The following is a 20,809-nucleotide window of genomic DNA, read 5'->3' on the forward strand; positions in this document are numbered from 1 at the left end:
GCGTACAAGTGGTATGCTGGTCGTCACCAGGAGGGAACATGGACATCACACGACATCTTGCAACCACATTGAAAACGCTGCGCCAGGCGCGCGGCTGGAGTTTGTCGAAGCTCGCAGACGAGACCGGCGTGTCAAAGGCCATGCTCGGGCAAATCGAGCGCAATGAATCCAGCCCGACGGTGTCGACGCTGTGGAAAATTGCCACGGGACTGAACGTTCCGTTTTCCGCCTTCATCACGCCGGAGGCGGACCAGCAGGCGGTATTTGACCCCCAGCAGCAGGCGATGGTCGTCAAGCCGCTATTTCCGTGGGACGAGACGCTCAGATTTGATTATTTCTCCATTACCCTGGCACCCGGTGCGCTGAGTGAATCCACGCCGCATGAGGCCGGAGTGATTGAACATGTGGTGGTGGTCAGCGGCGAGCTGGAGATGAAGCTTGACGGCAAGTGGCAGACGATTTCTGCCGATTCGGGCGTCCGTTTTGCCGGCGATAAACCGCACGCCTACCGCAACAGCAGCGACCGGACGGTGCATTTTCACTCCCTGATTCATTATCCCCGCTGAGGCTACGCAAAACTGTTTCGCTGACGCATACTTCTGACTACAATAGCCGCCATTTTGACCATAACGGATAACGACGAAGTATGCGCCTGCAATCCCATCATCTTGAACTTTTAAGCCCGGCCCGCGACGCCGCCATAGCCCGTGAAGCGATCCTTCATGGCGCTGACGCCGTCTACATTGGCGGCCCTGGCTTCGGTGCCCGCCATAACGCCAGCAACAGCCTGAGCGATATTGCTGAACTGGTGCCGTTCGCCCACCGTTTCGGGGCGAAAGTGTTCGTGACCCTGAACACCATTCTTCATGATGATGAGCTGGAGCCTGCGCAACGTCTGATTACCGATCTCTACCAGTCCGGGGTGGACGCCCTGATTGTTCAGGATATGGGCGTGCTTGAGTTGGATATTCCGCCCATTGAACTGCATGCCAGTACCCAGTGTGATATCCGTACGGTCGAGAAGGCGAAATTTCTCTCCGACGTCGGCTTTTCACAGATCGTCCTCGCGCGCGAGCTGAATCTGAATCAGATCCGCGATATTCATCAGGCGACAGACGCGACGATCGAGTTCTTTATCCACGGCGCGCTGTGCGTGGCCTATTCCGGTCAGTGCAATATTTCCCACGCCCAGACGGGCCGCAGCGCCAACCGCGGCGACTGCTCTCAGGCCTGCCGTCTGCCGTATACCCTGAAAGACGATCAGGGCCGCGTCGTGGCGTTCGAAAAACACCTGCTCTCTATGAAGGATAACGATCAGACTGCCAACCTGGGCGCGCTGATCGACGCGGGCGTGCGTTCCTTCAAGATTGAAGGGCGCTATAAAGATATGAGCTACGTGAAGAACATCACCGCGCACTATCGCCAGATGCTGGACGCCATTATTGAGGATCGCGGTGACCTGGCGCGCGCGTCGGCCGGCCGCACCGAGCATTTCTTTATTCCGTCGACGGACAAAACGTTCCACCGCGGCAGCACGGACTATTTCGTGAATGCCCGTAAAGGGGATATCGGCGCGTTTGACTCACCGAAGTTTATCGGGTTACCGGTCGGCGAAGTGCTGAAAGTGGCGAAAGATCACCTTGATGTTGCAGTGACGGAGCCGCTGGCGAACGGCGATGGCCTTAACGTGATGATTAAGCGCGAAGTCGTGGGCTTCCGTGCGAATACGGTCGAGAAAACCGGCGAGAACCGCTACCGCGTATGGCCGAATGAAATGCCGGCCGATCTCTACAAGGCGCGACCGAACGCGGCGCTTAACCGTAACCTCGATCATAACTGGCAGCAGGCGCTGCTGAAAACCTCCAGCGAACGCCGTATCGCCGTGGATATTGAGCTGGGCGGCTGGGAAGAGCAGCTGATTCTGACCATGACCTGTGAAGACGGTATCAGCGTGACGCATACGCTCGATGGTCTTTTCGAGGTGGCAAACAACGCGGAAAAAGCGCTTAACAGCCTGAAGGATGGCGTGGCGAAGCTGGGCCAGACGATTTACTACGCCCGAGCTATCGACGTGAATCTGCCGGACGCGCTGTTCGTGCCGAACAGCCTGCTGAACCAGTTCCGCCGCGAAACGGCAGAGATGCTGGATGCCGCGCGCCTGGCACAATATCCGCGCGGTAGCCGTAAAGCCGAAGCCGTCCCTGCGCCAGTATACCCGGACACCCATTTGTCCTTCCTCGCCAACGTTTACAACCATAAAGCACGTGAATTCTATCATCGCCACGGCGTGCAGCTGATCGACGCGGCCTATGAAGCGCATGAAGAGAAGGGCGATGTGCCGGTGATGATCACCAAGCACTGCCTCCGCTTTGCGTTTAACCTGTGTCCTAAGCAGGCGAAAGGGAACATTAAGAGCTGGAAGGCCACCCCAATGCAGCTGGTAAACGGTGACGAAGTTCTGACCCTTAAGTTCGACTGCCGTCCTTGCGAAATGCATGTGATTGGCAAGATGAAAAACCACATCTTCAAAATGCCGCAGCCCGGCAGTATCGTGGCGTCCGTCAGTCCGGACGACCTGATGAAAACCCTGCCAAAACGCAAGGGCAGTTAATTACCTGACGTGCGTGTCCGGTTTGCGCGACTTCTGCCACAGGTGGTGTTCGCGCAAACCCTCCGCCGACTCTTCCGCAGCGCTTCGCAACTCATCGCTGTCGGCTTCATGACGAAGCTGATGCGCCACGTTCTTTACCCATAAATATTCATGTCCTTTGTGCCCGGCCATAAGCTGGCCTGAAAACAGCGCACAAATAAGCATTATGAAAGATAACCCTTTTTTAATCATGGATTCCTCGCTGCAAAACAATGCCGGATAATCATGTCGATTATTTCCTGGTGTTATTATTTAAAAATTAAAATTAGCGAAAAGAAAATGTCAAATAATGTGGGTTCGGAATGGCGATTAGGATGTTTCCTAAAATTCATCCTAATCTTTGTAAAGCTCCATTTCTGGACCACAATTGGATGTTTGCATTAAGGATTAATCTTATATAATAGTTATCTTGGGCTAAGGAACAGGTCATTTATAAATGAAAAAAATAGTAGCGCTTGCGCTTCTGGCGGCGGCTGTTGTAGCCGTTGCAGGGGTTCGTTATGCAGGTAATGACGAACCAGAATATATTCAATCTGCAGAAATTCGCGTGGGTTCCTATTTAACCAGCGACTATGGTGGCGTTGCCTGCACCAGCAAAAAAGTGAACGATCAGCGTTGGGAATTAGATTGCACTCATCAGGCAAGAGGAAAAACATTCCAGTTCGCGGTGTATCCCTCTGAAAAAGCACCTTATGGTGTCGCACGCTCCTTTTATCTTGAAGCCATTAACGATGACGCAAAACAGAGCGCTGAACAGGGGCTTATGCGTTATTTGCAGATCAATACCCATGCAGGTTAATAAGACTGTTTAACCTTCGTTAAGACAACGGGTGTTAGGTTGTATGGGATCCGCAGCCCGGCCATGGAGTGTCGGGACGTAGAGACCAAAATACAAATCTATCCATGCAAGCATTTACCGCCATTTTTGGCGGTTTTTTTTGCTCAGTGTTTACCCTGGTTTTATGGCTTCAGTCGATAGTGTGACTGCACCAGGCCAGAAGGGAAGCTGCGGCTTGATACCAGCGTCAAATCGATATCTCCGGACAGGGCGCCGAACAGCGACTTTCCCGATCCGAGCAGAACAGGAACGGTCGTGATCACCATATCCGCTACCAGTCCTTCGCGCAGGAACGACTGGATCACCTGTCCACCATCGAGATAGACGCGATGGACGTTCTGCATCGCCAGATCGTCGAGCACCTCCTTTGGCGTGCGGCCGGAAAACTGTACTTTACCCCTCAATGCGTCGGGCACGGGCGTATCGGCCAGCTGTCGGGAAAGCACCAGCACGGGCCGATCATACGGCCATGTGTCAAAAGTCAGCACCTTCTCATAGCTCCCCCGGCCCATCACGATCCACTCTTTGTCCGCGATGAACGCCGCATAGCCATGATCCTCAGTCGGGTCATCGCGCTGCAGCAGCCACTCGATATCGTCATTCTGTCGGGCGATGTAGCCATCAAGACTGACCGCGATGAAAACGTGTGTGGTGACCATCAGGTGCTCCGTATTAACCATAAAACTAACGCCTCAGCGGGCGGTACCAGTACGTGAAAATTGTTTGCGATACTGAGCCGGGGAGAGCGCGAACTGCTGGCGAAAATGATGACGTAATGTCGACGCCTGACCAAATCCGGTCTGTTCCGCGATGCTGTCGATGCTTAACCGGCTGCTTTCCAGATAATCTTTCGCTCGCAGCAGGCGCTCATTGATCAACCAGCGTGCGGGCGTCATTCCCGTTGCCGCCTCGAAGCGGCGAAGAAAGGTGCGCTGGCTCATTCCGACCCGACGCGCCAGCGAGTCGACGCTATGCGCGTCGATAAGATGCGTGTGCAGAAAATCAAACAGCTGGCCGAGACGTTGACTCTCCCGCAGCTGCGCCACCGGGCGGCTCAGCTGCTGCGGCTGAGATCCATCCCTGTGAGGGGGAATGACCAGCCGACGCGCCACGCTGTTGGCGGTTTCCATGCCATAATCCCGACGCACAACGTGCAGGCAGAGATCGATCCCCGCCGCGCTGCCCGCGGAGGTCAGTATATCGCCCTCATCCTGGTAGAGCACATCCTCAACCACGTCGATGTCAGGGTAACGGGCTTTTAGCGTATCAATGTAGCGCCAGTGCGTCGTGGCTTTACGTCCATTCAACAGCCCCGTAGCGGCCAGGACAAACACACCCGAGCAGATGGAGAGTAGCTGACACCCGCGCGCACTGGCCTGACGCAATGCGCCGCAGAGCGCATCCGGAACCGGTGAGTCCAGCCCCCGCCAGCCCGGAACCACAATCAGATCGGCGGACTCAAGCAGAGAGATATCGCCATCGGTAATGATGCGGATCCCGCCCGTCGCCCGAAGTTCACCGCTGTCCACGCCCGCCACGGCAAAACGATACCATTCGTCGCCCAGCTCGGGGCGAGGCAGGCCGAATATTTCCACCGCCACCCCAAACTCAAAGGTACACAGACCGTCATACGCCAGCACGACCACCTTCGGGCGGGCAAGTTGTCTTAAGTTTGTCATCTTTTTGCTGTTTTCTGGCATAAGCGAGCGCATTCACGGGCTGAATTTGTGGATAGAGTAGTGTTAACACAAACGCCAAAGATGAGGAAGGATCATGAGCTATGTTACTGAATTTCCGGCTGCCGAGCCGCAGGAAGCTGTTACCCATTTTCTGCGTCGCCTGAGCGTCGAAACCGACTGTGCCGATGTGCATCATGCCATCGCCAATAATGAGCAGGACTTTGTTTTGCTGCATGTGGTGGGGAGCCCGGAGCAGTTTGCCCGTCGTCACGTACCTGGCGCATTGCATCTGCCGCGGAGCCAGATTACCGCTGAGCGCATGGCTCAATGGCCTGAAGGCACGCTGTTCGTTGTCTACTGCGCAGGGCCGCACTGTAACGGCGCGGACAGAGCCGCGCTCAAGCTGGCGCGCCTCGGGCTGCCGGTCAAAATCATGCTCGGGGGGATCGCCGGCTGGGAAGATGAAAAGTTCGCCTTTGCCAGCAGCGAAACCGCCGCCGCGCTGTGAAGATGAATTTTTTTCAATGCCCGTGAAATTTTCTCGTTTGCCGACGCCGGTGAGGTATGACATTGTTTTTGGACATTTAGACATCCAGAAGTCTAAAACTTCAAATGATGAATTATCACTGCTGGCAATTACCGTCGGCAGACTGAGGAGATTTCCATGCAACGACACCACGCCCCGTACCGCGCCGATGTAGTCGGCAGTTTTTTACGCCCGGATGCCATCAAACAGGCGCGCCTGAAGTTCGCCAGCGGCGAAATCGATGCCGGACAGCTTCGCGCGGTAGAGGATGAGGCCATTCGCCACGTCGTTGAGCAGCAGTGTGCGTGCGGCCTGCACGTGGTCACCGACGGCGAGTTTCGTCGTGCCTGGTGGCACTTCGACTTCTTCGACGGACTGCAGGGCGTTGAACGTTACGATTCGCAGCAGGGCATCCAGTTTAACGGGGTGCAAACCAAAGCCCACGGCGTGCGCGTCACCGGAAAGCTGGGCTTTGGCGAGCATCCGATGCTGGAAGACTTTCGCTATCTGAAAAGCATCAGTGGGAACGCCCAGCCGAAAATGACCATTCCCAGCCCGAGCGTGCTCCATTTCCGCGGCGGTCGCAAAGACATTGATGCGACCGTCTATCCGGACCTGAACGTCTATTTCGACGATCTGGCCACCACCTGGCGTGATGCCATTCGCGCTTTCTATGACGCGGGCTGCCGTTATCTGCAGCTGGATGACACCGTCTGGGCCTATCTCTGTTCGGACGATCAGCGCCGTCAGATCCGCGAGCGAGGCGATGATGCCGATGAGCTGGCGCGCATCTATGCCCGCGTTCTGAACAAGGCGCTGGAAGGCAAGCCGGACGATCTGACCATCGGGCTGCACGTTTGTCGCGGTAACTTCCGTTCTACCTGGATCTCCGAAGGCGGCTATGAGCCGGTGGCGGAAGTGCTGTTCGGGACGGTCAACGTTGACGCGTTCTTCCTTGAATATGATAACGACCGCAGCGGGGATTTCGCGCCATTGCGCTTTGTTCGACCGGGCAAGCAGCAGGTGGTGCTGGGGCTGATTACCACGAAAAACGGCGAGCTGGAGAACCCGGAAGGAATTAAAGCTCGTCTGGAAGAAGCGGCGAAATACGTGGCGAAAGAGCAGATCTGCCTCAGCCCGCAGTGTGGCTTTGCCTCTACCGAAGAGGGCAACAGCCTGAGTGAAACCCAGCAGTGGGACAAAGTCCGTCTGGTCACGCAGATCGCCAGCGAAGTCTGGTAAAACCTTCCTCCTCAGCGCTGCATTATAAAAGTGCAGCGCTGTGCCATTCTGAGACGTTCTCTTTACATCCGGCGTTCCCCTCCCAGAAATAGCGCTATCTCCATTCTGGCATCCTTTTTGCTCCTGCTTCGCTGACACTTTTATTTCCGCGTCCACGCCGTAACGGACGTTTTCGCACAGCGTTCTTTTTCAGGAGTGAAAATATGCAGCGTCGTACCTTATTAAAAGCCTTTGCGTTATCCGCGTCCGTCGTGGCGATGGGAATGAGTTTTGGCGCGCAGGCGGCCGATACCATCAAAGTGGGGATCATGCATTCTCTTTCCGGCACGATGGCCATCTCCGAGACTCCGCTGAAGGATGTCGCCCTGATGACGATTGATGAAATCAACGCCAAAGGCGGCGTGCTGGGTAAGAAACTGGAGCCGGTGGTGGTGGACCCGGCCTCAAACTGGCCGCTGTTTGCCGAGAAGGCCCGTCAGCTGCTGAGCCAGGATAAAGTGGCGGTGGTATTCGGCTGCTGGACGTCTGTTTCGCGCAAATCCGTTCTGCCGGTCTTTGAGGAGCTGAACGGCCTGCTGTTCTATCCGGTGCAGTATGAAGGCGAAGAGATGTCGCCAAACGTCTTCTATACCGGCGCGGCGCCGAACCAGCAGGCGATCCCGGCGGTGGAATACCTGATGAGCGAAGACGGCGGCGCGGCGAAACGCTTCTTCCTGCTGGGAACCGATTACGTCTATCCGCGCACCACCAACAAGATCCTGCGCGCGTTCCTGCATTCGAAAGGGGTGGAGGATAAGGACATCGAAGAGGTTTACACCCCGTTTGGCCATAGCGACTACCAGACCATCGTCGCCAATATCAAAAAATTCTCAGCGGGCGGCAAAACCGCCGTGGTGTCGACCATCAACGGCGATTCCAACGTGCCATTCTACAAAGAGCTGGCTAACCAGGGACTGAAGGCGACGGACGTGCCGGTGGTGGCGTTCTCCGTGGGTGAAGAAGAGCTGCGCGGGATCGACACCAAACCGCTGGTGGGCAACCTGGCGGCATGGAACTACTTTGAATCCGTGGATAATCCGACAAACGAGGCCTTCGTGGCGGATTACAAAGCCTATGCCAAAGCGCATAAGCTGCCGAACGCCGATACCGTGGTGACCAACGATCCGATGGAAGCGACTTACGTAGGGATTCATATGTGGGCGCAGGCGGTGGAAAAAGCGGGCACTACCGACGTGGATAAAGTGCGTGCGGCGATGGCCGGTCAGTCCTTTAAGGCGCCGTCAGGCTTTACGCTCACCATGGATGCCACCAACCACCATCTGCATAAGCCGGTCATGATCGGTGAAATCGAAGGCAACGGTCAGTTCAACGTGGTGTGGCAAACCGAACAGCCGGTACGCGCCCAGCCGTGGAGCCCGTTCATCGCCGGGAATGACAAAAAGCCCGACCAGCCGATGAAAACCGCCAGCAACTAAGCCATCACTGCAGGGAGAAACGTCATGAACGCCATGCGCCTGTTCATCGCTCTTGTATGGCTTTCCGGACTGCTGCCAGGGATGGCGCAGGCATCGGATGCCGATCGTTTTGTTGCCGCCAGCCGTAGCCAGCAGGCGGATTTGTTGACGCAGTGGGCCGCCGCGCCGGACGCGGTTAGGCTGCCGCTGCTGCAGGCGCTGCAAAAGGAAAATTTGTATACCGACAGCCAAAAGCACGCCTTTGCGCAGCGCAATGGTCAAATGATCTCGCTCGGTGACGCAAAGGCGGCCGAAGGGCCAACCAAAGCCGTTCGTCTGACCAACCGGCTGCGCGTACTGGCCGCCACGGCCATCGCGACGCATCAGCTGGTGAGTGACAGCGTCACCGAAAGGCGATCGGCGGCACGCCAGCTTCAGCGGGATGCCCAGCCCGGGATGCTCGTTTTTCTGGAAAAGCGGGTAAACGAAGAAACGGACGCGGTGGCGCGTCAGGCGCTGCTGCTGGCGGTGGCAAATCTCCAGCTAGCCAGCCCGCTGGCCGAGGTGCGCCGCAAGGCTGTTGAATTATTAGGGCAGTCTGACGATCCGGACGTGGAGTCAAGACTTACCCCGTTTACCCAGGCACAGACAGAGCCGGATACCGGGGTTCGCGCCGCCGCGCAGGAGAGTCTTAGCCAGATCCAGCATCGGCTGATGTGGGGCGATCTGCTGGGCCAGGCGTTTATGGGGCTTTCTCTGGGGTCGGTGCTGCTGCTGGCGGCGCTGGGGCTTGCCATCACCTACGGCCTGCTGGGGGTCATCAATATGGCGCACGGCGAAATGCTGATGCTGGGCGCGTATGCCACGTGGATGGTGCAGCAGGCGATGGCCGGGCTTGCGCCCCAGTGGTTGGCGCTCTATCCCGTTATCGCGCTGCCGGTCGCGTTCTGCCTGACGGCGGGCATCGGGATGGTGCTGGAGCGCACCGTGATTCGCCATTTGTACGGTCGTCCGCTGGAAACGCTGCTGGCGACGTGGGGCATCAGCCTGATGCTTATCCAACTGGTGCGCATGACCTTTGGCGCCCAGAACCTCGAGGTGGCGAACCCGGCATGGCTCTCCGGTGGGGTGCAGGTTTTTGCCAACCTGACGCTGCCGTGGAACCGCATTGTGGTGCTGGGCTTCGTGCTGCTGGTGCTGTTCTTCACCTGGCTCATTCTGAACAAAACCCGTCTGGGGCTCAACGTGCGGGCGGTGACGCAAAACCGCAGCATGGCCGCCTGCTGTGGGGTACCGACAGGGCGCGTCGATATGCTGGCGTTCGGGCTTGGCTCCGGGATTGCGGGGTTAGGCGGCGTGGCGCTATCGCAGCTTGGTAACGTCGGGCCGGAGTTGGGCCAGGGCTATATCATCGACTCCTTCCTTGTGGTGGTGCTGGGAGGCGTAGGCCAGCTGGCAGGCAGCGTGGCCGCGGCGTTTGGTCTGGGGATATTCAATAAAATTCTTGAACCGCAGATGGGTGCGGTGCTGGGCAAGATCGTGATTCTGGTGGCGATCGTGCTGTTTATTCAGAAACGCCCCCAGGGGCTGTTTGCGCTGAAAGGGAGGGTGATTGACTGATGAGCCAGCCGCTGACCTTAATGCTGGCGCGCAAAGCGCCACGCACAACGCAACTTGCAGGCAGCCTGCTGGTGGTGTGTCTGCTGATATTGCCGTTTTTCGCCTTACTGCCTGCGACGCATCCGCTGGCGCTGTCGACCTGGATGCTGACCCTGATTGGCAAGATCCTCTGCTACGCCATCGTTGCGGTAGCGCTGGATCTGGTGTGGGGCTATGCCGGGATGCTGTCGCTTGGGCACGGGATCTTCTTCGCGCTGGGCGGATACGCGATGGGGATGTACCTGATGCGCCAGGCCGCGGGCGACGGTCTGCCCGCGTTTATGTCGTTCCTCTCCTGGAGCGAGCTGCCGTGGTTCTGGTGGGGAACCCAGCATTTTGCCTGGGCGCTGGTGCTGATTGTGATGGTGCCGGGCCTGCTGGCGCTGGTGTTTGGCTGGTTTGCCTTCCGCTCAAAGATCAAAGGGGTCTACTTCTCGATTATGACCCAGGCGCTGACCTATGCCGGGATGCTGCTGTTCTTTCGCAACGAAACCGGTTTTGGCGGCAATAACGGCTTTACCGGCTTCACCACGCTGCTCGGGTTTTCAGTAACGGAAACGACCACCCGTATCGCGCTGTTTCTGGCCACCGTGCTGTTGCTGCTCCTGGCGTTAGGCACCGGATTTGCGCTGGCGAAGAGCAAGTTTGGCCGCATCCTGACCGCTGTTCGCGATGCCGAAAATCGGCTGACGTTTTGCGGCTACGATCCGCGCGGCTTCAAGCTGCTGGTATGGACGCTCTCTGCCGTGCTGTGCGGTCTGGCGGGGGCGCTGTACGTGCCGCAGGTGGGCATTATCAACCCTGGCGAAATGTCGCCGACAAACTCGATAGAAGCGGCCATCTGGGTTGCGCTGGGCGGGCGCGGCACGCTGGTGGGGCCGGTGATTGGCGCGGCGCTGGTGAACGGGGCGAAAAGTTTTTTCACCGTCGCGATGCCGGAATACTGGCAGCTGTTTCTGGGGTTGATTTTTATCGCCGTCACGCTGTTTTTACCGCGCGGCGTCTACGGTCTGTTTCGAAAGGGAGATAAATAATGCAGCCAGCCGAAGGGTTATTTACCCGCCAGTTGCCCGGCGATCGTTACCGCGAGCAGACCGACCCGGTGCTTCAGCTTGAGGCGATTAACGTCAATTTTGATGGCTTTCAGGCCCTGACCGATCTCTCGCTGAATATCGGCGTGGGCGAGCTGCGCTGCGTGATCGGCCCCAACGGAGCCGGTAAAACCACGCTGATGGACGTCATCACCGGCAAAACGCGTCCAGAGAGCGGCAGGGCGATTTACGATCAGTCCATCGATCTGACCGCGCTGGAGCCTGCGGCCATTGCCCGCCAGGGGATCGGGCGTAAATTCCAGAAACCCACCGTTTTTGAAGCGCTGACGGTGTGGGAAAACCTGGAGATCGCCATGAAAACCGATAAGTCCGTCTGGGCGAGCCTGCGGGCAACGCTCAACGGTGAACAGCGCGACCGCATTGATGAGATGCTGGTTTTGCTGCGCCTTAGCAGCGAGCGCGACCGCCGCGCCGGGCTGCTTTCCCACGGGCAAAAGCAGTTTCTGGAGATCGGCATGCTGCTGGTGCAGGACCCGCATCTGCTGCTGCTGGATGAACCCGCCGCCGGGATGACCGACGCAGAGACGGAATACACCGCAGAGCTGTTCAAAACGCTGGCGGGCAAACACTCCCTGATGGTGGTGGAGCACGATATGGGCTTTGTTGAAACCATCGCCGACCACGTGACGGTGCTGCACCAGGGGCGGGTGCTGGCGGAAGGGTCGCTTCGCGAAGTTCAGGCCAACGAGCAGGTGATTGAGGTCTATCTGGGACGTTAAGGAGAGGGAATGTTACAGGTCAACGAACTGAATCAGTATTACGGCGGCAGCCATATCCTGCGCGGCGTGAGCTTTGAGGCCGTCACCGGCGAAGTCACCTGCCTGCTGGGGCGCAACGGCGTCGGGAAAACCACGCTGCTGAAGTGTCTGATGGGGCTGATCCCGGCGAAAACCGGGGAGGTCATCTGGCAGGGTAAAAAGATCACCCACAGCAAGCCGCACCAGCGGGTGCAGTCTGGCGTGGCGTACGTTCCGCAGGGTCGCGAGATTTTCTCGCGCCTGACCGTGGAAGAGAACCTTCTGCTGGGGCTGTCGCGATTTTCCGCCCGCGAGGCGAAGCAGGTGCCGGAAGAGATCTGGCAGCTGTTCCCGGTGCTTAAAGAGATGAAGCATCGTCGCGGGGGCGATCTCTCCGGCGGGCAACAGCAGCAGCTGGCGATTGGGCGCGCGCTGGCGAGCCGTCCGCAGCTGCTGATCCTGGATGAGCCGACCGAAGGCATACAGCCGTCGGTGATTAAAGAGATTGGTCAGGTGATCCGCACCCTGGCTGACCGGGGGGATATGGCGATCCTGCTGGTTGAACAATTTTACGACTTTGCCGCCGAGCTGGCAGACGGCTATCTGCTCATGTCGCGCGGCACCATTATTCAGCGCGGACGGGGTGAGAACATGGAGCAGGAGGGCGTGCGCGGCCTGGTTGCGATCTGAAATGTTATAATATAACATCCTCGTTCTTATCAAACGGAATGAGGGTGTTATGTTGACTGCACATATTGGAAAATTTGCTATGACTCTGGGGGCGCTGCTGGTCAGCGGCCAGCTGTTTGCTCACTCGCACGGCCATCAGATGACTGAAGCGGAACAGAAAGCGGCGAACGGCGTGTTTGAGGATAAAGACGTGAAGGACAGAGCGCTGTCTGACTGGGACGGGACCTGGCAGTCGGTCTATCCGTTCCTGCTTGATGGTTCGCTCGATCCGGTCTTTAAACAGAAAGCGCAGAAAGACAAAAGTAAAACCTTTGACGAGGTGAAAGCCTACTACCGAACGGGTTATGCGACGGACGTGGATGCCATCGGCATCGAAAATAACGTGATGGAGTTCCATCAGGGTAAAGCGGTCAGCCGCTGTCATTATGATTACAGCGGTTACAAAATTCTGACCTACGCGTCAGGTAAGAAAGGCGTTCGCTATCTGTTTGAGTGTAAGGATGCCGCTAGCAAGGCGCCGAAGTTCGTGCAGTTCAGCGACCATACCATCGGACCGAAGGCCTCTTCGCACTTCCATATTTTCATGGGCAATACCTCCCACGAGGTGCTGCTAAAAGAGATGGATAACTGGCCGACCTATTACCCGAACGAGATGTATAAAGAGCAGGTGGTGGAGGAGATGTTGCACCACTGATGCTTTATTGCCGGGTGGCGGCTGCGCCTTACCCGGCCTGCATTTGCTACGCCGCTTTGGGCGACTCGCACCACGCCTTCACGCTCATCCCGCGCAAAATCATCAGCCATGCGACAACAATGGCGACCATCATTATGACAAACAACGACCAGTGCGGCAGGTTGGTCAGGATGATACCGGTGATCATCGGGTTTGCCGCAGCGCCGAGCCAGCCCAGCGCCTGCGCGGAGAAATAGCTCGCCTTCATTCCCGGTGGCGCAATGTTGTCGATCAGCATGTATTCGCCCGGCGCATAGATAATCTCACCCAGGGTAAAGATGGCGGCAGCAATGCCCCAGTAAACCAGGTTCTCTCCGGAGAGCATAAAGCCGCCCAGCCCCACGATAAAAAACAGGGTGGCGAGGGTCATCAGCGGGCGGATATTGCTGGCTGAGATTTTGCGGCCCAGCGCATATTGCAGCGTCACCACCACGGCGGCGTTGACCGGGAGCACCACGGCCACCACCTTTTCGGCGAAATCACTGTCCGCATGCGCGGCCAGAACGTATTGCGAAATACAGCTCGCGAACGACCCGCCCACGTAGGACGCCAGCAGGCCAGAGAGCGTGTACCAGAACAGCGCGCGGTCTTTCAGTAATACCGACGGCTGCCAGGGCGTCTTCTCCTCGGTAGTATCGAGCGCCACGCTTTTTTGCACAAAGAAATGGATAAAGCCCAGCGGCAGCGCGGCGCAGAAGGCCGCCAGCCAGAACGGCAGCTGCAGGCTGTACATCACCAGCAGGGTGCCAATTGGTGGTCCGATCGTCCAGCCAATGTTCAGGAAGCTGTAGTTCAGCGAGAAGACGCGCGCTTTCTGGCTCGCGGTGAGCACGTCGGAGAACCAGGCCTTCAGCACCGTCGAAAAGACGGAATAGGCGCAGTTGATCAGCGCAAAGAACAGCACCACCAGCGTGACGTTATCGACCAGCGGGATCGCGACAAAGCCGGCGATAAAGGCCACGATGGCGATCAGCATGTAGCGTTTTTTATCAAACTTATCGGCAAGAATGCCAAATCCCAGGCTGAACACCACGCCGATAGTCAGCGCAATCGTCAGGGCATAACCAATATTCTCGACGCTCATGCTGTAGACGCGCGTGAGATAGATGGTCATAAACGGCAGCGTTGCCCCTCGACCAATGGTTAACAACAATGACGATGCCAGCAGCGCTGCGGTTGAGCGCCTGAGAGATGGTTTCATATTCCTGCCCGACAGTTGCTTATGCTTTTATTAGATGTGTGTTAACAGGATTACCATGACATAAGGGGCTTGTATAGCACCTGATTTATCCCTAAGTGCTTCAGCTGCCTGCCAGAAATAATGATCTTCTCTCGGCGCACTTTTTTCTGTTACCTTGAAGTGTTAACAAATTATTAATAATTCAGGGGCTGGGTATGACGCGGAAAGACGGGCTGCTGGCGTTGCTGGTGGTCGTAGTATGGGGGCTCAACTTTGTGGTCATTAAGCTGGGGCTGCACAACATGCCGCCGCTGATGCTGGCCGGTTTACGCTTTATGCTGGTCGCTTTTCCGGCCATCTTCTTTGTCGCCCGCCCGAAGATCCCATTGAAACTGCTGCTGGGCTACGGTCTGACCATTAGCTTTGGCCAGTTCGCGTTTCTCTTCTGCGCCATCAAGTTCGGTATGCCGGCGGGTCTTGCCTCGCTGGTGTTACAGGCGCAGGCGTTCTTTACCATTATTCTCGGGGCGTTCGTGTTTGGCGAGCGTCTGCAGGGCAAACAGCTGGCGGGGATCACCCTGGCGGTGTTCGGCGTGCTGGTGCTGATCGAGGCCAGCCTGAATGGTCAGCATGTGGCGCTGCTCGGGTTTGTGTTGACGCTGGCGGCAGGGCTGAGCTGGGCCTGCGGGAATATCTTCAACAAGCTGATTATGCAGCACGAGGCGCGCCCGGCGGTGATGTCGCTGGTGGTGTGGAGCGCACTGATCCCGGTGATCCCGTTTCTGCTGGCGTCGAGTATTCTGGACGGTCCGGCGGTGATGCTGAACAGTCTGGTCGACATCGATATGACCACGATCCTGTCTCTCGTCTATCTGGCCTTTGTCGCCACCATTGTGGGCTACGGGATCTGGGGATCGCTGCTGGGACGGTATGAAACCTGGCGCGTCGCGCCGTTATCCCTTCTGGTACCGGTGGTAGGGCTTGCCAGTGCGGCACTCTTACTGGATGAAACGCTAAGCGCGCTGCAGCTGTTTGGCGCCGTGCTGATCATGGCCGGACTGTACATTAACGTGTTTGGTCTGCGGGTTCGTCGGACGACGCGGGTAAGCGAAAAGGCATAAAAAAAGCCCCGCGTCTGCGGGGCAAAAACGAATCAGAGGCCGTGCTGATTATAATAAGGCACGCCTAATTCGTCGGATTTGTCGCTACCAGCACCCATATGGTTGAAATCATAAGGCGACTGGTCATGTGCTGACGGCAAAATCATCGTATCAGGATTATTTTGCTGCGTTGCACGAGGGGTTTGCTCCGCGAAGGTCTGGCTGGAGAACAGCACCAGCAAGGCGAGGGCGGCGGAGGCGATAACTTTCATGATTTCCTCGGTTACGTCTGTTACAGGCGATGATTAACTACAGTGTTTTAACGGATACAGGTATCGGGATTCGCCCGGCACGCTGGTGATTCGGTACTTATGAGGCGGCACGTCAAAATAGTTCTTGAACGTACGCGTCAGGGTTTGTTGCGATTCAAATCCGTAACGCTCCGCCAGATAAAGGATCGGCTCATTGCTTTCTTTCAGTTTCTGGGCAATTTCCGTCAGCTTGCGGCTGCGAATATATTGACCTAATGAATGACCGGTCTCTTTTTTGAACATCCGTTGCAGGTGCCATTTGGAGTAACCCGAACGCTCTGACACTTTTTCAAGGGAGAGCGGCGATTCCAGGTTATCTTCGATCCAGTCCAAAATGCTATGAATGGTAATAGCGTCAGTATTGCGTCTGGACATCGTCATACCTCTTTTTTCTGTTTACGGCAGGATTTTCTTCAGCAAAAGCTCAAGGGTTGCCACTTCATCTGCCGTTAAGTTTTTTGTTAGTTCCTGATGCAGTGTTTGTCCTACTAATTGATGACATTGCTCGCACATGTCCGCGCCATCGCTGGTTAGCTTTACCAGTACGCCGCGTTTGTCATTCGGGTTAGGGCTTCGTTCTATCCATCCTTTGCAGACGAGACGATCGAGCATGCGGGTTAACGCACCCAGATCGACAGAGAGCACCTTTTTCAGCTCAACCGGCGTGATACACACTTCGCAGCGAATGGAACACAGCACTTTGAACTGTGTTGCGGTGATATCCAGCGGTGACAGGTAGTCATTGAGCAGGCGATCTTTTTTCTGATTGACCATATGAATAAGACGACCCAGCGGAACAACGTCGTTAAAGATATCACTGGTGCTTTTCACAATGGTTGCCCTGGCAAGTAGTTAGTCACGGCAGATATTATTGCTCAGGCAAGTATAAGTCAACTGAATGAATCAGCCGATGCCACGAATTGCTAAAACGTTTCATGAACTTTTTTTGAGGACTTTCAAATCATAGAGATAACTGACAGTTATCTTTTCTGAAGGAAAATAATCGTTACGTTGCCCCCATGGCTGAATGTCACACTTTCCCCCTATAATTGCTGTGTTAAATATGGATAAGGACGACAACGCACTATGTTGGATTTAATTAAAGCAATCAGCCTTGGGCTGGTGGTCTTGCTGCCGTTGGCTAACCCGTTAACGACGGTGGCGCTGTTCCTCGGGCTGGCAGGGAATATGAATAGCGCCGAGCGCAACCATCAGTCGATGATGGCCTCGGTGTATGTGTTTGCCATCATGATGGTGGCTTATTACGCCGGACAGGTGGTGATGAATACCTTCGGGATTTCCATCCCGGGCCTGCGTATTGCCGGGGGGCTGATTGTGGCCTTTATTGGTTTCCGCATGCTGTTTCCGGCGCAAAAAGCGCATGAGTCGCCGGAAGCGGCCAGCAAATCGGAAGAGCTGGAAACCGAACCGAGTGCCAATATCGCCTTTGTGCCGATTGCCATGCCGAGCACGGCGGGGCCGGGTACCATTGCGATGATCATCAGCTCCGCGTCGACGGTGCGTGACAGCGCAACCTTCCCGGACTGGGTGCTGACGGTTGCGCCACCGCTGATTTTTGCGATTATCGGTCTTATCGTGTGGGTGTCGCTGCGCAGCTCTGGCGCCATTATGCGCTGGGTAGGAAAGGGCGGTATCGAGGCGATTTCCCGCCTGATGGGCTTCTTACTGGTCTGTATGGGCGTGCAGTTTATTATTAACGGCGTGCTGGAAATTATTAAGACCTATCATTGATGTCTTGCCCGGCGGCGCTTCGCTTGCACGGGCCTACAGGTTTTGTAGGCCGGGTAAGGCGAAGCCGCCACCCGGCAAGAAGGCTCACCCGTGCTGCCCCTGTTCCTCCAGCGCCACCGGCCATTTACGGAAGATGAGCACCGACCAGACAAGCGCCACCAGGGCCGGAATAGCCCCCAGATAGCCAATCGCCGACATCGACACGTGCAGTATGACCTGATTTCCCACCAGCGCGCCCGCGCCAATCCCCAGATTGAAAATCCCGGAGAATAGCGACATGGCAACGTCAGTTGCATCCGGCGCCAGGGCCAGCACTTTCACCTGCATGCCCAGACCAATAATCATGATCGCCACGCCCCAGAACAGGCTGAGGATCGCCAGATGGCTCTCACTGCCCGCGGCGGGCATCAGCAGCAGCAGGCAGGCCAGCAGCAGGCCGATGGCGCTGCTCACCAGTAAGGAGGCGTGCCGGTTACCCAGCTTGCCAAACAGCACGCTGCCAATAATGCCCGCGCCGCCGAGGATCAACAGTAAGACGGTGGCAAAGTTGGCGCTAAAGCCCGCCACCACCTGCACAAACGGTTCAATGTAGCTATACGCCGTGTAATGGGCCGTCACCACAATGACGGTCAGCAGGTAGATACTCAGCAGCGCCGGGCGACGCATCAGCAGCGGCAGGCTTTTCAGCGAGCCGGAATGTTCGCTCGGCAGCGCGGGCAGCAGTTTAATCAGGCATACCAGCGTAACCAGCGCACCCATACCGATGGCGAAGAAGGTCGTACGCCAGCCGAAGTATTGCCCCACGATGCGGCCAATCGGCAGACCCAGCACCATCGCCAGTGCGGTACCGGTAGCAATCAGGCTCAGCGCCTGCGCGCGTTTCCCAGCCGGCGCCAGGCGAATCGCCAGCGACGCGGTGATCGACCAGAACACCGCATGGGCAAAGGCGATGCCGATGCGGCTCATGACCAGCACCGTAAAATTCCACGCCATAAATGACAGCACGTGGCTCGCAATGAACAAGACAAACAGACCGATCAGCAGCCTGCGCCGCTCCATCTGGCTGGTCAGCAGCATAAACGGCAGGGACATCAGCGCCACTACCCAGGCGTAGATGGTCAACATAATGCCCACCTGAGCCGTTTCCATCTGGAAACTTTCAGCGATGTCAGACAACAGCCCAACCGGAACAAATTCTGTGGTATTAAAAATAAACGCGGCAATGGCCAGCGTGACCACGCGTAGCCACGCAACCCTGCGGGAAACTGTGTTCGTTGTCATAGGGATGTCGGAGATTCGTTGCTGAAAAGAAGAGGAGACGATCTTAAAACGTCAAACGGCGAAAACTCAACCATTATGTGATGCAGATCTCAATATTTACCTTATAAAAGCGGTAGCCGGGAACGCTGTTTTCATCGAATATAAAAGAACAACATAATAAAAACAGGCGGTAAGACAATGCAGGAGATTGATTTTTATCTGGTCGATGCGTTCAGCGATACCTCGTTCGGCGGCAACCCGGCAGCCGTTTGCCCGCTGAAAGCGTGGTTGCCCGATGAGACCTTACTGAAAATGGCGCAGCAGCATAATCAGTCGGAAACGGCTTTTTTCGTCTGCAGTAAAGGGGGCATTGAGCTCCGCTGGTTTACCACGCTCACCGAAGTCAATCTCTGCGGCCACGCTACGCTGGCGGCCGCGCACGTGCTGTTTACCGAGCTGGATTACCCGGATTCGCGGATCCACTTTGAAACCGCCTCTGGCCGCCTGACGGTCAGCCGGGAGGGGGAGTGGATGACGCTGGACTTCCCGGCATGTCCAACCCATGAAGAGACGCCCCCGCCTGAGATGCTTTCGGCGCTGGGTATCAGACGCTACGTTGAAGCCCGTAAAGGACGCGCCTGGCTGATCGTTCTGGATAATCGCCAGCAGGTTGAAGCGCTTGCGCCACGCTTCTCGGCGATGACGCCGGGCGAGCATAAGGTGAGCGTGACGGCGCGCGGTGAGGGGGAATACGATTTTGTCAGCCGCTTTTTCTCCCCCGGCGTTTCCGTCCCAGAGGACCCGGTCACCGGCTCCGCGCACACCATGCTGATCCCGTACTGGAGCGAAAAGATGGGTAAAACGACGATGTTTGCCCGTCAGGTTTCAGCGCGCGGTGGCGATGTGCGCTGTGAGCTCAAAGGCTCGCGGGTGCTGATGAGCGGACAGGCCACACTTTATCTGAAAGGCACAGTTTTTCTGCGCTAAATAGCCATAACAAGAGAGGAAGAGACAATGCAGGAAATTGATTTTTATCTGGTGGATGCCTTCAGCGACAAAACCTTTGGTGGCAACGCCGCAGCGGTATGTCCTCTGGAAGAGTGGCTGCCGGACGAGACGCTGCTCAAAATGGCGCAGCAGCATAACCAGTCTGAGACCGCCTTTTTCGTGCGCACCGACGGTGGGTTTGAGCTGCGCTGGTTTACCACGCTGGATGAAATTAACCTCTGCGGACACGCTACGCTTGCCGCATCGCACGTCATTTTCGAATACCTTGATTACCCGCATACCGAAATCACCTTCACCACCCGCTTCGTGGGCGAGCTGACGGTAAAACGCAGCGGCGACTGGCTGACGCTGAACTTCCCCGCGTGGTCGACGGAGGTTGTGGATAATCCTCCCGAGGTGCTGTTTAGCGCCCTGGGCATCACGGCGGCAAAAGAGGTGCGCGAGGGTCGGGATTACATGGTGGTGCTGGAGAGCCAGCAGCAGGTGGAGGCGTTAACGCCGGATATCGGTGCCATGCTTCCGCTGGATAAGATGGTCTGCGTGACGGCGCCGGGCGAAGAATATGACTTCGTCAGCCGCTTCTTCTGCCCGGGCGAAGGGGTGCCGGAAGATCCGGTTACCGGATCTGCCCACAGCATGCTGATCCCGTACTGGAGTGAAAAGCTGGGCAAAACGTCGCTCAATGCCCGCCAGGTGTCGCACCGTGGCGGGGATCTGCGCTGTGAGCTTAAGGGCGACCGCGTGCTGATCGGCGGTCAGGCCACCCTGTATCTGAAAGGGCGTGTCTTTTTGCGCTAACAGGGCGGAGCGATAAGTTAATACTATGTAGCACCCTGGCAGGCCTGCGCTATGTTGAAATTTAGCCTCATAAAAAAAGC

23 protein-coding genes are annotated in these 20,809 nt (G+C 56.7%); 15 read left to right on the forward strand and 8 right to left on the reverse strand.

Annotated features, from left to right (window positions below):
- Positions 1-38 precede the first annotated feature (38 nt).
- On the forward strand, positions 39-566 hold the full coding sequence (locus tag GXP72_RS11230; protein ID WP_048991135.1) for an XRE family transcriptional regulator: 528 nt from the start codon (positions 39-41) through the stop codon (positions 564-566).
- An 80-nt stretch (positions 567-646) separates the two neighbouring features.
- Positions 647-2,611, forward strand: coding sequence for a U32 family peptidase (locus GXP72_RS11235; RefSeq protein WP_061715162.1), 1,965 nt, complete (start codon positions 647-649; stop codon positions 2,609-2,611).
- Here the strand turns inward: GXP72_RS11235 and GXP72_RS11240 are convergent, their stop codons facing one another.
- Positions 2,612-2,842, reverse strand: a complete 231-nt coding sequence (locus tag GXP72_RS11240; RefSeq protein WP_024908433.1) for a DUF2554 family protein — start codon at positions 2,840-2,842, stop codon at positions 2,612-2,614. It lies immediately after the preceding gene.
- A 244-nt stretch (positions 2,843-3,086) separates the two neighbouring features.
- On the opposite strand from GXP72_RS11240, the gene GXP72_RS11245 reads away from it, so the two are divergent.
- Positions 3,087-3,449 carry a hypothetical protein gene (locus tag GXP72_RS11245; RefSeq protein ID WP_024908434.1) on the forward strand — a complete coding sequence of 121 codons (363 nt, stop codon included), beginning with the start codon at positions 3,087-3,089 and terminating at the stop codon, positions 3,447-3,449.
- Between the two features lie 161 nt (positions 3,450-3,610).
- Here the strand turns inward: GXP72_RS11245 and GXP72_RS11250 are convergent, their stop codons facing one another.
- Entirely contained in the window at positions 3,611-4,147 is a 537-nt protein-coding gene (locus tag GXP72_RS11250; protein WP_208762865.1) for a dihydrofolate reductase family protein, read from the reverse strand.
- A 33-nt stretch (positions 4,148-4,180) separates the two neighbouring features.
- Positions 4,181-5,188: a transcriptional regulator FtrA gene (gene ftrA / locus GXP72_RS11255; protein WP_208762866.1), complete on the reverse strand. Its 1,008-nt coding sequence runs from the start codon at positions 5,186-5,188 to the stop codon at positions 4,181-4,183.
- A 73-nt stretch (positions 5,189-5,261) separates the two neighbouring features.
- Here ftrA and GXP72_RS11260 point away from each other — a divergent pair, with 73 nt between their 5' ends.
- From GXP72_RS11260 to zinT, 8 genes are all read left to right on the forward strand, one after another.
- Complete coding sequence (locus tag GXP72_RS11260; RefSeq protein WP_061715159.1) at positions 5,262-5,675, forward strand: rhodanese-like domain-containing protein; 414 nt, start codon at positions 5,262-5,264, stop codon at positions 5,673-5,675.
- Between the two features lie 156 nt (positions 5,676-5,831).
- The gene (locus GXP72_RS11265; protein ID WP_024908438.1) at positions 5,832-6,935 is read left to right on the forward strand and encodes a cobalamin-independent methionine synthase II family protein; all 1,104 of its coding nucleotides are present in this window, start codon (positions 5,832-5,834) and stop codon (positions 6,933-6,935) included.
- A 203-nt stretch (positions 6,936-7,138) separates the two neighbouring features.
- A complete protein-coding gene (urtA, locus tag GXP72_RS11270; protein ID WP_090416972.1) occupies positions 7,139-8,410 on the forward strand; it encodes an urea ABC transporter substrate-binding protein in 1,272 nt (423 codons plus the stop codon).
- 24 nt (positions 8,411-8,434) lie between these two features.
- Entirely contained in the window at positions 8,435-10,009 is a 1,575-nt protein-coding gene (gene urtB, locus GXP72_RS11275) for an urea ABC transporter permease subunit UrtB (protein WP_090416970.1), read from the forward strand.
- Positions 10,009-11,082, forward strand: a complete 1,074-nt coding sequence (gene urtC / locus GXP72_RS11280; RefSeq protein ID WP_090416968.1) for an urea ABC transporter permease subunit UrtC — start codon at positions 10,009-10,011, stop codon at positions 11,080-11,082. Before urtB ends, urtC begins: the two co-directional genes overlap by 1 nt.
- Positions 11,082-11,879 carry an urea ABC transporter ATP-binding protein UrtD gene (urtD, locus tag GXP72_RS11285; RefSeq protein WP_032647183.1) on the forward strand — a complete coding sequence of 266 codons (798 nt, stop codon included), beginning with the start codon at positions 11,082-11,084 and terminating at the stop codon, positions 11,877-11,879. The genes urtC and urtD overlap by 1 nt, the downstream gene beginning before the upstream one ends.
- 9 nt (positions 11,880-11,888) lie before the next feature.
- Positions 11,889-12,587: an urea ABC transporter ATP-binding subunit UrtE gene (gene urtE, locus GXP72_RS11290; protein WP_208762867.1), complete on the forward strand. Its 699-nt coding sequence runs from the start codon at positions 11,889-11,891 to the stop codon at positions 12,585-12,587.
- Positions 12,588-12,639: 52 nt separating this feature from the next.
- Positions 12,640-13,281, forward strand: coding sequence for a metal-binding protein ZinT (gene zinT, locus GXP72_RS11295; protein ID WP_090418182.1), 642 nt, complete (start codon positions 12,640-12,642; stop codon positions 13,279-13,281).
- A gap of 46 nt (positions 13,282-13,327) precedes the next feature.
- Here the strand turns inward: zinT and ydeE are convergent, their stop codons facing one another.
- The gene (gene ydeE / locus GXP72_RS11300) at positions 13,328-14,521 is read right to left on the reverse strand and encodes an efflux MFS transporter YdeE (RefSeq protein WP_024908445.1); all 1,194 of its coding nucleotides are present in this window, start codon (positions 14,519-14,521) and stop codon (positions 13,328-13,330) included.
- 194 nt (positions 14,522-14,715) lie between these two features.
- On the opposite strand from ydeE, the gene eamA reads away from it, so the two are divergent.
- Entirely contained in the window at positions 14,716-15,621 is a 906-nt protein-coding gene (gene eamA, locus GXP72_RS11305) for an O-acetylserine/cysteine exporter (RefSeq protein WP_208762868.1), read from the forward strand.
- 32 nt (positions 15,622-15,653) lie between these two features.
- Here the strand turns inward: eamA and marB are convergent, their stop codons facing one another.
- The 3 genes from marB to marR are packed head-to-tail and all read right to left on the reverse strand — an operon-like array spanning position 15,654 to position 16,742.
- Positions 15,654-15,872, reverse strand: a complete 219-nt coding sequence (gene marB / locus GXP72_RS11310; protein WP_023335698.1) for a multiple antibiotic resistance protein MarB — start codon at positions 15,870-15,872, stop codon at positions 15,654-15,656.
- A 33-nt stretch (positions 15,873-15,905) separates the two neighbouring features.
- Positions 15,906-16,286, reverse strand: a complete 381-nt coding sequence (gene marA, locus GXP72_RS11315; protein WP_008502237.1) for an MDR efflux pump AcrAB transcriptional activator MarA — start codon at positions 16,284-16,286, stop codon at positions 15,906-15,908.
- Positions 16,287-16,307: 21 nt separating this feature from the next.
- Positions 16,308-16,742, reverse strand: coding sequence for a multiple antibiotic resistance transcriptional regulator MarR (marR, locus tag GXP72_RS11320; protein ID WP_032647191.1), 435 nt, complete (start codon positions 16,740-16,742; stop codon positions 16,308-16,310).
- Between the two features lie 255 nt (positions 16,743-16,997).
- Between marR and GXP72_RS11325 the strand changes: the two genes are divergently transcribed.
- Positions 16,998-17,663 carry a MarC family NAAT transporter gene (locus GXP72_RS11325; RefSeq protein WP_024908448.1) on the forward strand — a complete coding sequence of 222 codons (666 nt, stop codon included), beginning with the start codon at positions 16,998-17,000 and terminating at the stop codon, positions 17,661-17,663.
- An 84-nt stretch (positions 17,664-17,747) separates the two neighbouring features.
- On the opposite strand, the gene GXP72_RS11330 is transcribed toward GXP72_RS11325, so the two are convergent.
- Entirely contained in the window at positions 17,748-18,944 is a 1,197-nt protein-coding gene (locus GXP72_RS11330) for a sugar transporter (RefSeq protein ID WP_061715152.1), read from the reverse strand.
- Between the two features lie 177 nt (positions 18,945-19,121).
- On the opposite strand from GXP72_RS11330, the gene GXP72_RS11335 reads away from it, so the two are divergent.
- The gene (locus tag GXP72_RS11335) at positions 19,122-19,910 is read left to right on the forward strand and encodes a PhzF family phenazine biosynthesis protein (RefSeq protein ID WP_208762869.1); all 789 of its coding nucleotides are present in this window, start codon (positions 19,122-19,124) and stop codon (positions 19,908-19,910) included.
- 27 nt (positions 19,911-19,937) lie between these two features.
- Entirely contained in the window at positions 19,938-20,729 is a 792-nt protein-coding gene (locus tag GXP72_RS11340) for a PhzF family phenazine biosynthesis protein (RefSeq protein WP_090416956.1), read from the forward strand.
- The last annotated feature ends 80 nt before the right edge of the window (positions 20,730-20,809 follow it).

It is taken from the genome of Enterobacter sp. SES19 (assembly GCF_011765665.1).
Taxonomy (GTDB): Bacteria; Pseudomonadota; Gammaproteobacteria; order Enterobacterales; family Enterobacteriaceae; genus Enterobacter; species Enterobacter pseudoroggenkampii.